Annotated in this window: 13 protein-coding genes; 5 read left to right on the forward strand and 8 right to left on the reverse strand. The window is 72.7% G+C overall.

Going from position 1 to position 12,947, the window contains the following annotated elements; translation table 11 throughout:
* The 4 genes from AC1DZC_RS01575 to AC1DZC_RS01590 all read right to left on the reverse strand — a co-directional run bounded on the left by AC1DZC_RS01575 (position 1) and on the right by AC1DZC_RS01590 (position 3,914).
* Positions 1–825: a DeoR/GlpR family DNA-binding transcription regulator gene (locus AC1DZC_RS01575; RefSeq protein WP_477038155.1), complete on the reverse strand. Its 825-nt coding sequence runs from the start codon at positions 823–825 to the stop codon at positions 1–3.
* 75 nt (positions 826–900) lie between these two features.
* Positions 901–2,055 (reverse strand): Mrp/NBP35 family ATP-binding protein, encoded by a 1,155-nt coding sequence (locus AC1DZC_RS01580; protein WP_477041993.1) that lies wholly within the window; start codon positions 2,053–2,055, stop codon positions 901–903.
* Positions 2,056–2,095: 40 nt separating this feature from the next.
* Positions 2,096–2,647 (reverse strand): DUF1003 domain-containing protein, encoded by a 552-nt coding sequence (locus AC1DZC_RS01585; RefSeq protein ID WP_477041994.1) that lies wholly within the window; start codon positions 2,645–2,647, stop codon positions 2,096–2,098.
* Entirely contained in the window at positions 2,640–3,914 is a 1,275-nt protein-coding gene (locus AC1DZC_RS01590; RefSeq protein ID WP_477038158.1) for a magnesium transporter MgtE N-terminal domain-containing protein, read from the reverse strand. Before AC1DZC_RS01590 ends, AC1DZC_RS01585 begins: the two co-directional genes overlap by 8 nt.
* Before the next feature lie 108 nt (positions 3,915–4,022).
* Here AC1DZC_RS01590 and AC1DZC_RS01595 point away from each other — a divergent pair, with 108 nt between their 5' ends.
* Positions 4,023–4,679, forward strand: coding sequence for a YflT domain-containing protein (locus AC1DZC_RS01595; RefSeq protein WP_477041995.1), 657 nt, complete (start codon positions 4,023–4,025; stop codon positions 4,677–4,679).
* 195 nt (positions 4,680–4,874) lie between these two features.
* Here the strand turns inward: AC1DZC_RS01595 and AC1DZC_RS01600 are convergent, their stop codons facing one another.
* Positions 4,875–6,389 (reverse strand): aminopeptidase P family protein, encoded by a 1,515-nt coding sequence (locus AC1DZC_RS01600; protein ID WP_477041996.1) that lies wholly within the window; start codon positions 6,387–6,389, stop codon positions 4,875–4,877.
* A gap of 44 nt (positions 6,390–6,433) precedes the next feature.
* On the opposite strand from AC1DZC_RS01600, the gene AC1DZC_RS01605 reads away from it, so the two are divergent.
* Positions 6,434–7,276, forward strand: coding sequence for a PHP domain-containing protein (locus tag AC1DZC_RS01605; RefSeq protein ID WP_477041997.1), 843 nt, complete (start codon positions 6,434–6,436; stop codon positions 7,274–7,276).
* The gene (locus AC1DZC_RS01610) at positions 7,273–7,896 is read left to right on the forward strand and encodes a MarC family protein (RefSeq protein WP_477038162.1); all 624 of its coding nucleotides are present in this window, start codon (positions 7,273–7,275) and stop codon (positions 7,894–7,896) included. Before AC1DZC_RS01605 ends, AC1DZC_RS01610 begins: the two co-directional genes overlap by 4 nt.
* Positions 7,897–8,033: 137 nt before the next feature.
* On the opposite strand, the gene AC1DZC_RS01615 is transcribed toward AC1DZC_RS01610, so the two are convergent.
* Entirely contained in the window at positions 8,034–9,764 is a 1,731-nt protein-coding gene (locus AC1DZC_RS01615) for a DEAD/DEAH box helicase (RefSeq protein WP_477042132.1), read from the reverse strand.
* Positions 9,765–10,177: 413 nt separating this feature from the next.
* Here AC1DZC_RS01615 and AC1DZC_RS01620 point away from each other — a divergent pair, with 413 nt between their 5' ends.
* Complete coding sequence (locus AC1DZC_RS01620; protein WP_477038164.1) at positions 10,178–10,903, forward strand: ferritin-like fold-containing protein; 726 nt, start codon at positions 10,178–10,180, stop codon at positions 10,901–10,903.
* A 63-nt stretch (positions 10,904–10,966) separates the two neighbouring features.
* Here the strand turns inward: AC1DZC_RS01620 and AC1DZC_RS01625 are convergent, their stop codons facing one another.
* Both AC1DZC_RS01625 and AC1DZC_RS01630 read right to left on the reverse strand, forming a co-directional pair.
* Positions 10,967–11,197, reverse strand: coding sequence for a DUF3107 domain-containing protein (locus AC1DZC_RS01625; RefSeq protein WP_477042133.1), 231 nt, complete (start codon positions 11,195–11,197; stop codon positions 10,967–10,969).
* A gap of 68 nt (positions 11,198–11,265) precedes the next feature.
* Positions 11,266–11,886, reverse strand: coding sequence for a TetR/AcrR family transcriptional regulator (locus AC1DZC_RS01630; protein ID WP_477038165.1), 621 nt, complete (start codon positions 11,884–11,886; stop codon positions 11,266–11,268).
* A gap of 168 nt (positions 11,887–12,054) precedes the next feature.
* Between AC1DZC_RS01630 and AC1DZC_RS01635 the strand changes: the two genes are divergently transcribed.
* Complete coding sequence (locus tag AC1DZC_RS01635) at positions 12,055–12,930, forward strand: DUF3152 domain-containing protein (RefSeq protein WP_477041998.1); 876 nt, start codon at positions 12,055–12,057, stop codon at positions 12,928–12,930.
* Positions 12,931–12,947 lie beyond the last annotated feature (17 nt).

Consider the following 12,947-nt stretch of genomic DNA (forward strand, 5'->3'; position numbering starts at 1 on the left):
TCACGTAGTGGCTCCAGGGTGCGGGGCGGTCGGGGAGCTGTGGGGTCCCACGGTGACGAGGCGGAGCTGGGTGGCTCCTCCCGTCAGCTGCCGACGGGCGTCGGAGGGAAGGGAGTCGTCGCTGATCACGGTGTCCACGTCGTCGAGCGGGACGATGCGGGCCAGGCCCACCGCACCCCACTTCGTGTGGTCCGCCAGGACGGTGGTGACCGCGGCGCACGACATGAGCGCGCGGTCGGTGGCGGCTTCCGCCAGGTTCGGGGTGGTCAGGCCCGCGGCGTCGAAGCCGTGCACGCCGAGATACGTGCGGTCGACGCGCAGGCTGGCCAGCGTGGCGTCCGCGACGGGACCGACGAGGGCGTCCGACGGCGTGCGCACGCCACCCGTGAGGATGACCTGCACGCCCGTGGCACTGTGCAGCACGTCCGCGATCCGCAGGCCGTTGGTCACGACCGTGAGCGGCCGCAGCGTGGGGTCCGAGGCGATGAGCTCGGCCAGGAGGTACGTCGTGGTGCCGGCGGACAGGGCGATGGCCTGCCCGGGCTCGATCGTGCCGAGCGCCGCCTGCGCGATGACGGTCTTCTCGGCACTGGCCCAGCCGCGCTTGGCGTCGAAGCCTGGTTCGTCGGTGGGCCGACCGGGTGCGTCGGGCGCGACGGCACCGCCGTGGACGCGACGGACGAGGCCGGCGCGGGCGAGCTCGGCGATGTCCCGACGGACCGTCATGTCCGAGACGTCGAGGCTCTCTACCAGGTCCGCTACGCGGGCAGCCCCGTGTGCACGGACGGCAGCAAGGATGCGCTCCTGGCGCTGACTGGCGAGCATATGAACATCGTCACACAGGTTCGAACAGACTCCAACGAGCATTCCGAGTACGTCACCGGACGAGCGGGTGATTTTTCACCGCGTAGCCGGAGACAACCCCAGTGACCGCCCTGCCAGGCCACGACGTCGTGCTGCAAGGGACCGCGCCACGCCGCGCAGGACCTCCGCCGCCGGCGAGTCTGGTTCGGACAGTACCACCGGGTAACCCCCGTCTCCGGCCTCCCTCAGACGCACGTCCAGCGGGACCTGTCCGAGCAGGGGGACGTCGCTGCCGGTGAGGGTCGAGAGGTTGTCCGCGACGCGCTGTCCGCCGCCTGACCCGAACAGCTCGAGCCGCGACCCGTCGGGCTGGGCCAGCCAGGACATGTTCTCCACCACGCCGACCACGTTCTGCCGGGTCTGCAGGGCGATCGAGCCCGYGCGCTCGGCCACCTCGGCGGCCGCGAGCTGCGGGGTGGTGACCACCACGAGCTCCGAGCTCGGCAGCAGCTGGGCCACGGAGATGGCGATGTCGCCGGTGCCGGGCGGAAGGTCGAGCAGGAGCACGTCGAGGTCGCCCCAGAACACGTCCGCCAGGAACTGCTGGAGCGCACGGTGCAGCATCGGTCCGCGCCAGACGACCGGCTGTCCCGCCGGGACGAACATGCCGATGGAGACCACCGACACCCCGAACGCCTCGGGCGGGAGGAGCATGTCGTCGACGCGGGTGGGCTGGCGCGTCACGCCGAGCATCCGGGGGATCGAGAAGCCGTAGATGTCGGCGTCGACGATGCCGACCTTCAGGCCGTCGGCCGCCATCGCGACCGCCAGGTTGGCCGTGACCGAGGACTTGCCGACGCCGCCCTTGCCGGACGCGATCGCGAAGACCTTGGTGAGCGACTGCGGCTGCGCGAACGGGATGACCGGCTCCCCGCCCGGGCCGCGCAGGAGGGTGCGCAGGTCGGCCCGCTGCTCCGCGGACATCACGCCGAACACGACGTCCACCGTGCCGACGCCGTCGACGGTCGCCGTCGCCGTGGTCACGTCCCTGGTCAGGGTGTCCTTGAGCGGGCAGCCGGGCGTGGTCAGGTCGATGCCGACGCGCACGTGAGCGGCGCCCGGCCGGCCGCCGGCCAGCTCGATCGACCGGACCATGCCCAGGTCGGTGATCGGCCGCTTGATCTCCGGGTCCAGCACGCCGGCCAGGGCGGCACGGATCGCGTCGGTCAGCGGGTCGGTCAGATCGGGCATGTCTCCATCGTAGGTGGCGCGGCTCGGCGTCCCGGCCGCGCTACGGGCGCTGGGCGCGACGCCCCTTCTTCGGTTCCTTGGGCGACGAGTCCGCCTCGGGGTCCTTGTCGCCGTCGCGCTCGGCCGCCATGTCCTCGAGCAGCGCGCGCAGCTCCGAGCGGACGAAGTCGCGGGTGGCCACCTCGGACAGCGCGATGCGCAGCGCGGCCATCTCCCGGGCGAGGAACTCGGTGTCGGCCAGGTTGCGCTCGGAGCGCTGGCGGTCCTGCTCGGCCTGCACGCGGTCGCGGTCGGTCTGCCGGTTCTGCGCCAGCAGGATGAGGGGCGCGGCGTAGGACGCCTGCAGCGACAGGACGAGGGTCAGCGCGGTGAACCCGCGGGCGGCGGAGTCGAACTGCGGCCGGTCGGGGCCGATGTCGACGTTCCACAGGATCCAGGCGATGCAGAAGATGCTCAGCCAGATGATGAACCGCGGCGTGCCCAGGAACCGCGCGATGCTCTCCGAGATCTTGCCCGAGGCGTCCTCGTCGATCTGCGGGCGGCGGATCAGGACGCGGCGCGTGGACCGTGGGGTGTCGAGACGCTCAGGCACGCGACACCCCCAGCTGGCCCTCGTCGTCGGTCTCGCGCCAGTCCTCGGGCAGCAGGTGGTCGAGGACGTCGTCGACCGAGACCACGCCGAGCAGGCGCTTCTCGGCGTCGACGACCGGCAGCGCGAGCAGGTTGTACGTCGCCAGCTGGCGGGTCACCGCGAGCAGCGGGGCGTCCACGGGCAGGGCGTCGATGTCGGTGTCGATGATCGAGCCGATCGACTCGTGCGGCGGTTCGCGCAGCAGCCGCTGAAGGTGCACGACGCCGATGAACCGGCCCGTCGGAGTCTCGAGCGGGGGGCGCGCGACGAACACCATGGACGCGAGCGCGGGCGTGAGGTCCTGCCGGCGGACGTGCGCGAGGGCGGCCGCGATCGGCGTCTCCGGGCCCAGGATCACGGGCTCGGTGGTCATCAGCCCGCCCGCGGTGTTGTCCTCGTACGCCAGCAGGCGCCGGACGTCCTTGGCCTCCTCGGGCTCCATCAGCTCGAGCAGCTCGGCCTGCTGGTCGTCCGGCAGCTCGTTGAGCAGGTCGGCGGCGTCGTCGGGCTGCATGGCCTCCAGGACGTCGGCGGCGCGCGTGCGAGCAAGGCCCTGCAGGATGCCGACCTGGTCGTCCTCGGGCAGCTCCTCGAGCACGTCGGCGAGCCGCTCGTTGTCCAGCGCGCTGGCCACCTCGAGGCGTCGGGTCAGGCCGAGGTCGTGCAGCACGTCCGCGAGGTCGGCGGGCTTGAGGTCCTCGTACTGCGCGAGCATCAGCTCGGCGCCCTGGGCCGCGGTCGCCTGGGCGAGCCCCGTGACCTCGTCGATGGAGATGAGCAGCGTCTCGCCGCGGCGGCGCAGGATGCCCGGCCGACCCGAGGGACGGCGCCGGACGAAGAGCTTGGAGATCACCCAGTCGCCGTTGCGCTGCAGCTCGATCGCCACGTCCTCGATGCTCGCGACACCGGTCCCGTCGACGAACTCGACCGTCCGGTCCAGCAGCTCACCGACCGCGAGGGTCTCGAACGCGCGCTGCTCGAAACGGCGCATGTTCACCAGGCCGGTCGAGATGACCTGCCCGGAGTCGATCGACGTCACGCGGGTCAGCGGCAGGAACACGCGGCGCCGGCTGCCGACCTCGACGACGAGGCCGACGGCTCTGGGCGCACCCTTGGGGCGCACCAGCACGACGACGTCGCGCACCCGTCCCACCTGGTCTCCGAGGGGGTCGAACACGCTCGTCCCGGCAAGGCGCGCGACGAAGACCCTGGTCCCGACGCTGCTCACGCCGGTCAGCCTAGACCGCGCCCCCGGGCACGCCCGACACCGACGCCGGGTGTTCGGCCGACGGCCACCGGGTGGTCTCCCGGACGACCGCTGGGAGAGGATGACGGCATGTCGTACTCCGGCTCGGCCCGCGCACCCCGCAACCCGACGCAACCGCAGGGTGAGACCGTGGCCGCCTACGGCACCTACCTCGAGGCGCAGCGCGCCGTCGCGCACCTCGCGGACAAGGACTTCCCGGTGCAGCTCGTCACGATCGTCGGCACCGACCTGCGGATGGTCGAGCGCGTCACGGGCCGGCTGTCCTACCCGCGGGCCGCCCTCGGCGGCTTCCTCACCGGCGCGTGGCTCGGTCTGTTCGTCGGGCTGCTGCTCACGCTCTTCTCGACGGACGGGACGAGCACCCCGATCGTGTCGGCGATCCTCATCGGCGGCGCGTTCGGGATGCTCTTCTCGGTCGTCACCTACTCGGTCACGCGTCGGCGCCGCGACTTCACGTCGACCAGCCAGATCGTCGCGTCGTCGTACGCGGTGCTGTGCCGGGCGGAGCAGGCGAACAAGGCTCGCAACCTGCTGCGCGAGATCGGCGGCGTGCAGTCCGGCTGGCCGGCGCGTCCCGTCGTCGCTCCGGCGGTCACCACCACATCGTCGACGGGTCCGTCGGCTGCGTACCCGCCTGCCGAGCCCGTGGCGCCGCCGGTCGAGGACGAGCCGACCGCACCACCCGCTCCGCCGAGCGGACAGCCTTCGCCGCCGCCCGCGCCCTGACCCGCGCGGCCCGACGCTCCGCCGACGTGGGCGCAGGGTCGATCGTGGGCGCGTCGGGCAGGGCGCTGCGCATGTCGTGGTGCGCGATCCTCGAGAACAGCAGAGCGGACAGTCCTTCCATCGTGCGCCTCCCGGTGCTCGCGGGACGCGGATCGTCCCGGCGCAGGGGTGACGCGCGACGCGCGGTCGGCTCGACTACTCGCTGCGAAGTCCTGCCATCCAGGCCTCGACCGCGTCGGGGTCGCGGGGGAGCGCCGCGGACAGGTTCTCGTTGCCGTTCGCGGTGATGAGCACGTCGTCCTCGATCCGCACCCCGATGCCGCGGTACTCCTGGGGCACCAGCAGGTCGTCGGACTTGAAGTAGAGGCCCGGCTCGATGGTGAACACCATGCCCGGCTCCAGCACGCCGTCGAGGTAGAGCTCGGCCCGCGCCTGCGCGCAGTCGTGCACGTCGAGGCCGAGGTGGTGGCTGGTGCCGTGCACCATCCAGCGGCGGTGGTGCTGGTTCTCGGGCAGCAGCGACTCCTCGGCGGAGACCGGGAGCAGGCCCCACTCCGAGAGGCGCTCGGCGATCACGCGCATCGCGGCGGCGTGCACGTCGCGGAACTTGGCGCCCGGGACGGCGGCCTCGAACCCCGCGTCGGCGGCGTCCAGCACGGCCTGGTAGACCCGTCGCTGCACCTCGGTGAAGGTGCCGTCGATCGGCAGCGTCCGCGTGATGTCGGCGGTGTACAGGGAGTCGACCTCGACGCCCGCGTCGATGAGCACCAGCTCGCCCTCGCGCACCTGGCCGTCGTTGTCGGTCCAGTGCAGCGTCGTCGCGTGCTCGCCCGCGGCGGCGATCGTCTCGTAGCCGACCGCGTTGCCCTCCTGGCGTGCGTGCCCGACGAACGTCCCCTCGATCACGCGCTCGCCGCGCTGGTGCGCGATGGCGGCCGGCAGCGTCCGCACGACCTTCTCGAAGCCCTCGATGGTCGTCGCGACGGCCAGCCGCATCTGCTCGACCTCGTGCGCGTCCTTGACCAGCCGCAGCTCGGAGAGGGCCTCGGCCAGCACCTCGTCGCGGACACCGGCCTGCTCCGCCGCTCGGATGTCTTCGACGACCGCCTCGATGGCCTCGTCGACGTCGGGGACGATGCGCAGCTGGACGCCGTCCTCGCCGACGTCCTTGGCGAGCGCGTCGCGCAGGTCGTCGATGTGGGCGGTCCGCACGCCCGTGAGCGTCTCGATGTCCTCGAGGGTCGGACGCGCGCCCACCCAGAACTCGCCGTAGCGGCTGTCCGAGAAGAACTCCTCGGTGTCGCGCCCGGCCAGGGGGCGGATGTAGAGGACGGCCTCGTGCCCGCTGCCGTCGTCGCCCGAGCCGTCCTCGACCGGGTGCAGCACGAGCACCGCGTCGGGCTCCTGCTCCACGCCAAGGCCGGTCAGGTGCGCGAAGGCGGAGTGCGGACGGAACCGGTAGTCGGTGTCGTTGGAGCGGACCTTGAACGTGCCGGCGGGGATCACCAGGCGCTCGCCGGGGAACCGGCTCGAGATCTCGGAGCGCCGGGCGGCGGTCGAGTCCGCCGCGGGGCCGCGCGTCACCGTCGAGGCGGGTCGCTCACCCCAGCCCGAGGTGATGAAGCGGAGGAACTCCGCGGACGACGGCCGCTGCGACCTGTTGGTACCGCGGTCCGCCAGGGGCTGTTCGGTGGAGGTCTCCTCGCTCATGGGCCACATCCTCCCACCGCAGACCCACCGCTACCGTGGGGGTCGTGCGCATCGACCTCCACACCCACTCGACCGCGTCCGACGGCAAGGACGCTCCCGCGGAGGTGATCGCCGCCGCGGCCGCTGCCGGGCTCGACGTCGTCGCGCTGACGGACCACGACACCACGGCCGGCTGGGACGAGGCGTCGGACTCCGCCCGGCGGCACGGGATCGACCTCGTGCTCGGGACCGAGGTCTCCGCCCGCGCGCACGGCATCAGCATCCACCTGCTGTCCTACCTGCAGGACCCCACCGACCGCGCGCTGACCGTGGAGCTCGACAGGACCCGCGAGGCGCGCGTGAGCCGGGCGCGGGCGATCGTCGAGCTGCTCGCCGAGGACTTCCCGATCACCTGGGAGGACGTCGTGGAGCAGTCGCAGGACGCCGTCGTCCTCGGCCGTCCGCACATCGCCGACGCCCTCGTCGCGCTCGGGATCGTGCCCGACCGGGACGCCGCGTTCGCCCGCCTGCTGCGCGCCGACGGCCCGTACCACGTGCCGCACTACGCCCCCGCCGGGGTAGACGCGGTGCGCGCGATCCGCGCCTCGGGCGGGGTGCCCGTCTTCGCGCACCCCGGTGCGGACGCCCGCGGCGAGGTGGTCCCGGACGCGGTGTTCGACGCGCTCGCGGCCGCAGGGCTGGCCGGCCTCGAGGTCGACCACCGCGACCACAGCCCCGCGCAGCGCGCCCGCCTCACCGCGATCGCGCAACGGCTCGAACTGTTCGTGACCGGGTCCAGCGACTACCACGGGTCCGGCAAGGTCAACCGGCTCGGGGAGAACCTGACCGACCCGTCCGTCCTGTCGCAGATCGAGGACCTGGGCACGACGAAGGTCGTCCGCCCGTGAGCAGCGTGATCGACCTCCAGCTGTTCGGGTCGGTGTTCATCACGCTGTTCGTGATCATGGACCCGCCCGGTACCGTGCCGATCTTCCTCGGCCTGACCGCGGCGATGACCCGCGCGCAGCGCAACCGCGCCGCGCGGCAGGCCGTTCTCGTCGCGCTCGGCGTGATCGTGGCGTTCGCGCTGTTCGGGCAGAAGCTGCTCGACTACCTGCACATCACCCTGCCCGCCCTGCAGGCCTCCGGCGGCCTCCTGCTCCTGCTCGTCGCCATGGAGCTGCTCACCGGGAAGATGGAGCAGCCGCAGCCCGCCGGGGACGGCAAGGTCAACGTCGCGCTCGTCCCGCTGGGCACCCCGCTGCTGGCCGGGCCCGGCGCGATCGTCGCGACCATGGTGTTCGTGCAGCAGTCCGACCAGACCGCCGCCGACTGGGTCGCGATCGCGCTGGGCGTCCTCGCCGTGCACGTCTGCCTCTACCTGGCCATGCGCTTCGCCAACGTGATCCACCGCGTGCTCGGCGACGGCGGCACCATCCTGGTCACCCGGATCGCCGGCCTGCTGCTCGCCGCGATCGCCGTCCAGCTCATCGCGAACGCGGTGGAGGCCTTCATCAAGGCCGCGTAGGTCCCTGGGCGACGGCGCCCGGGCGGCGCGACGGCGCCCCCTGGACCGGGCGCCGTCGCGGCTGCGGGGCGCCGTCGGGCGACGACGAAAAGGGCACGCACTCGGTGGGGAGTGCGTGCCCTTTCGTGGTGCTGGTGTCAGGCGTCCGTCGAGGGAGCCGGTGCGGCGCTCTCCGTACCTGTGCCGGTGCTCGCGCCCGTGCTCGCGCCGCTGCGCGTGCGACGACGGTTGCGGCTGCGGCGTGCTCCGGTGCTCGTGCCCGGCTCGCCGCTCGGGCCGTCGGCCGTGATGTTCGCTGCCGCATCGGGAGCCGACGTGTTCGTCGTCGAGCCCTCGCCGCCCTGCCCGCGACCGCGGCCGCCGCGACGGCGGCTGCGGCCTTCGCGCGACTCGCTGCTCTCGGCGGCCGTGCCCTCGGACGCGTGCGGGGCGCTGCTGCGCGGAGCAGACGAGCCGGAGCCACCCGAGCGCGGTGCGCCGGAGCCACCCTGGCGGGAGCCGCCGGAGCGCTGGTCGGGACGGGCGCCACCGCTCGCCTTGCTGTGCTTGCCGGTCTCGCCCAGGTCCTCGAGCTTCTCGGCGCCGAGGCCCTCGCGGGTCTGCTGCGCCTTGGGCAGGCGGCCCTTGGTGCCCTCGGGGATGTCGAGGTCGGTGAACAGGTGGGCCGAGCTGGAGTACGTCTCGACCGGCTCGGGGATGCCCAGGCCGAGCGCCTTGTCGATCAGGCCCCAGCGGGGGATGTCGTCCCAGTCGACGAACGTGACGGCCGTGCCCTTGGCGCCCGCGCGGCCGGTGCGGCCGGTGCGGTGCAGGTAGGTCTTCTCGTCCTCGGGGCACTGGTAGTTGATGACGTGCGTGACGGCCTCGACGTCGATGCCGCGGGCGGCCACGTCGGTGGCGACCAGCACGTCGACCTTGCCGTGGCGGAACGCGCGCAGCGCCTGCTCGCGGGCACCCTGGCCGAGGTCGCCGTGCAGCGCGCCGGCGGCGAAGCCGCGCTCGATGAGGTCGTCGGCCACCTTGGCGGCAGTGCGCTTGGTGCGCGCGAAGACGATCGTCAGGCCGCGGCCGCGGGCCTGGAGGATGCGGGCGAGGAGCTCGACCTTGTCCAGGGCGTGCGCGCGGTAGACGACCTGCTTGATGTTCTTGACCGTCTGGCCGTCGTCGTCGGGGTCCGCGGCACGGATGTGAGTCGGCTGCGTCATGTAGCGGCGGGCCATCGCGACCACGGCGCCCGGCATGGTGGCCGAGAAGAGCATGGTGTGGCGGCTGGCCGGGGTGGCGCTGAGCAGCGTCTCGACGTCGGGCAGGAAGCCCAGGTCGAGCATCTCGTCGGCCTCGTCGAGCACGACAGCCTTGACCCGCGAGAGGTCGAGGTGACGCTGCTTGAGCAGGTCGATCATGCGGCCCGGGGTGCCGACGACCACGTCGACGCCCGCGTTGAGCGCGGCGATCTGCGGCTCGTACGCGCGGCCGCCGTAGACCTGAAGAACGCGGACCGCGCGGCGCGAGCTCATCGTCGCGAGGTCGCCGGCCACCTGCACCGCGAGCTCACGGGTGGGGACGACGACGAGGGCCTGCGGCTTGCCGGGCTCGGCCAGCTGCTCGTAGCCCTCCTCGCCGGGGGCGATCACGCGGTGCAGCATCGGGACGCCGAAGCCGAGGGTCTTGCCGGTGCCGGTCTTGGCCTGGCCGATGATGTCGTGGCCGGACAGCGCCACGGGCAGGGTCATCGCCTGGATCGGGAACGGGTGGGTGATCCCGGCGTCGGCGAGCGCCTGCACGATCTCGGGGCGCACGTCGAAGTCCGCGAAGGAGGCCTCGACGGCCTGCACGGAGGACCAGGTGTTCTTGAGGGGCCGCGTCATCGGCTCGGCCAGGGCTGAGATCTGGTCGGGCGTGTCGCCGGGCGTGGTCGGGTTGGTGTCGGTCGTCGTCACGAAGGCTCTTCACTGCGAAGGGTGGTGACCCGCGCGCTGCCGGGATGGCGACAGACCGGCAGAAGTTCGACGGATGTCCGTCGGCGTCTCGTCGGATCGTTCCCGGGCGACAGCGGAGCTCACCACGCGATGTGGCCGGCAGCCGATCGTGAAAGGCGACTCGCGAGCGTCTTCCGGCCGAGGCCGGGGCTGAGCGAGGTGGGTCAGACTCAGGTGAACGAGACGACCGGGCAACCGAATTACCGTGCCAGTCTATCTGACGGGTCCACGCCCCGGGCCCACGTCGCACCGACCCGCCGCACGCCCACGCGTGTCGTCCACGACCGGACTACGATCCTCGGATGACCACCACCCCCTCGCGACCGGACAGCGCCGCCCTGCGCAGCGACGGGACGAGTGCGCTGGAGCAGGCGGACGCGATCGAGCTGCTCGGCCTCGTCGCCCAGCTCGAGCACGTCGCCTTCGGGCGGCTCGCCGCCGACGCGGCCCTCGCGCCGACCATCGAGCAGCGGCTCGAGCTCAGCAGGTTCGCCGCCGGAGCCGTCGAGCGCCGGGACCGGATCCTGGCCCGCATCGTCGAGATCGGTGGCGACCCCGTCGAGGCCGTGCGGCAGTACGACCACGTGCTCGACGACTTCGACGCCCGCACCCAGCCCAGCACCTGGTGGGAGCGGCTGCTCAAGGCCTACGTCGGGTACGGCGTGGCCGACGACTTCTGCCGGCTGGCCGCCGAGGGGCTCGACGAGGGGTCGCGCGCGATCGTCCTCGAGGTCCTCGACGACGCCTCGCACGCCGAGCTGGCCGTCGCCGAGCTCGACGCGGCCGGTTCCGCGGACGGTGTGCTGACCGCGCGGCTGGCCCTGTGGGGTCGGCGGCTGGTCGGCGAGGCGCTCGGTGTGGTGCAGCGGCTGCTCGTCCAGCGCCCCGCCCTGGTGCGGCTCGTCGCGCTCGGCTCGGCGCGGACCCCGGCCGAAGGCGGGCCGGCCGACGGCGCACCGACGAAGCTCTTCAGCGAGCTCACCGCGCAGCACACCCGCCGCATGGCGCGGCTCGGGCTCACCGCCTGACCCCTTCTCGCGGACGCACGAGAGCCCCGGACGTCTCGTCGTCCGGGGCTCTCGTCCTGCGGGTCAGCTGTTGGCGAAGCCGACGCGGCCCTTCTGCTCCGAGCCGATCTCGACGTATCCCAGGCTCGCGACCGGCACGATGATCCGGCGACCGCGAACGTCCGTGAGCTCGAGCGTCGGCCGACCGCTGAGTGCCGCCGCGACGACCGCGCCGATCTCGTCGGCCGTCTGGTCCGACTCGAGGCTGATCTCGCGGGGTGAGTTCTGCACGCCGATGGTGATCTCCACCGTCATCTCTTCCACGTCCTTACTCAAGCGGTCCGTTGCCCTTCGACCGATGGGCCGGGGCACATCGTCCGATCCTAGGCGTCCTCGTAGACGAAGTCGGGCCGGATCAGCGCCGACACCCCGCCCCAGGCCAGCTGCGTGACGAGCTCGACGGTGCGTTCGGGCGCCACGTCGTCGGGCTTGCGGAGGCGATGCGTCGCGGCGCCCTGCGCCATCGCGATCAGCGAGACGGCCAGCAGACCTGCGTCCTCGAGCGACAGGGCTGTGACCTCGGACAACACGGTCGTGATGCGCAGGGCCGCCTGCGAGGAGGCGTGCTCGACGCGGGCGCGCACGTCGGCGTCGTGCGTGACGTCGGACTCGAAGAGCAGCACGGACGCCTCTCCTGCGCCCTCGACGAACATGACGTACGCGCGCACGATCGCCGCGATGACGTCGCGCCCGTCGCCCCTGCGGACCGGTCCCTGCTCGATCCCGGCGACGGCCGCGTCGACCGCGACGAGCAGGTCGGTGCCGCGCAGGTCGACGACGGCGAGGTAGAGGTCGAGCTTGGACGGGAAGTGGCGGTACAGCACCGGCTTGCTGACCTCGGCGCGCTCGGCGATGTCGTCCATGGAGACGTGGTGGTAGCCCTCGGTGGAGAAGAGCTCCTGGGCGATGCGGAGCACCTGCGCACGGCGCTCGTCTCGAGCCATCCGCGGACTGCGCGGACGAGGGGTGGAATCGTCTGTCCCGGCCGTCATCCCGTGATGGTAGCGACGTGATGTGTCAACGATGCGACGATGTGCGGTGTGACAATCCCCGGCAAAAGCCGGAAAGCCGACAGCACGAGGCGCCCGCACCGGCCGCCGCGCCACCGTGGTGTGCCTCTGCACCGTCGCGGCGCCCTCGTCCTGGCCGTCGCGCTCGGGCTCGTCGCAGGCGCCGGGAGCGCGTTCGCGGCGTCGAACGATCCTCGCGCGGCCGGGCTCTTCGGGGTGCCGACGAGCACCGCGACGACCGCGGCCGACGAACTCGGAGCCGTGACGCCGGACGGCGACCTGCTCGACCGGACCGGGCTGCAGAGCCGCACCGCCGGGGACCGGCCGTTCGGCGTGCCCGACCCGGTCGTGGCGCCCTCGTCGGCCCCGCCGGTCGTGGACCCCGTGCCGAGCGTGACGGCCCTGCCGCCGGGCCTGACGGCCGCGGACGTCTCCGCGGGTCTGCTCTCGGCGGTGGTGCCCGAGGTCGCGGAGGGCACGTTCGTCGTCGTCCCCGGCAGCGACCCGGGACCGGGTGTCGGTGCGGTACGGACCGTGCGCGTCGAGGTGGAGGCCGGGCTGGCGGTGGACGGGTCCGCGTTCGCCGCGACCGTCATGGCCACGCTCAACGATCCGCGCGGCTGGGGCGGGGACGGGTCGATGTCGTTCGCGCGCACCGACGGCGACGCCGAGCTGCGCGTGCTGCTCGCCTCGCCCGAGACGGTCGACGACCTCTGCGCCCCGCTGCGGACGGACGGCGAGGTCTCCTGCGGTCGGGCCGGGCACGCGGCGCTCAACCTGCGGCGGTGGGTGGAGGCGACGCAGGAGTACGCCGCCGACAAGACCCTCTACCGCCAGTACCTGGTGAACCACGAGGTCGGGCACCTCCTCGGGCACCAGCACGAGCGCTGCGGGGGTCCCGGGCAGATCGCACCGGTCATGCAGCAGCAGTCCTACAAGGTCGCTCCGTGCGTGCCGAACGCGTGGCCGTTTCCCTGAGCGTCCACTAGTTCTTC

It is taken from the genome of Cellulomonas sp. P2_B4, assembly GCF_056404795.1.

What these genes read in the sequence shown, in the direction of transcription:
- AC1DZC_RS01630 (WP_477038165.1), bottom strand. Translation starts at nt 11,886, where the DNA reads ATGGCTCGAGACGAGCGCCGTGCGCAGGTGCTCCGCATCGCCCAGGAG.
- AC1DZC_RS01625 (WP_477042133.1), bottom strand. Translation starts at nt 11,197, where the DNA reads ATGACGGTGGAGATCACCATCGGCGTGCAGAACTCACCCCGCGAGATC.
- AC1DZC_RS01575 (WP_477038155.1), bottom strand. Translation starts at nt 825, where the DNA reads ATGCTCGCCAGTCAGCGCCAGGAGCGCATCCTTGCTGCCGTCCGTGCA.
- AC1DZC_RS01600 (WP_477041996.1), bottom strand. Translation starts at nt 6,389, where the DNA reads ATGAGCGAGGAGACCTCCACCGAACAGCCCCTGGCGGACCGCGGTACC.
- AC1DZC_RS01620 (WP_477038164.1), top strand. Translation starts at nt 10,178, where the DNA reads ATGACCACCACCCCCTCGCGACCGGACAGCGCCGCCCTGCGCAGCGAC.
- AC1DZC_RS01595 (WP_477041995.1), top strand. Translation starts at nt 4,023, where the DNA reads ATGTCGTACTCCGGCTCGGCCCGCGCACCCCGCAACCCGACGCAACCG.
- AC1DZC_RS01615 (WP_477042132.1), bottom strand. Translation starts at nt 9,764, where the DNA reads ATGACGCGGCCCCTCAAGAACACCTGGTCCTCCGTGCAGGCCGTCGAG.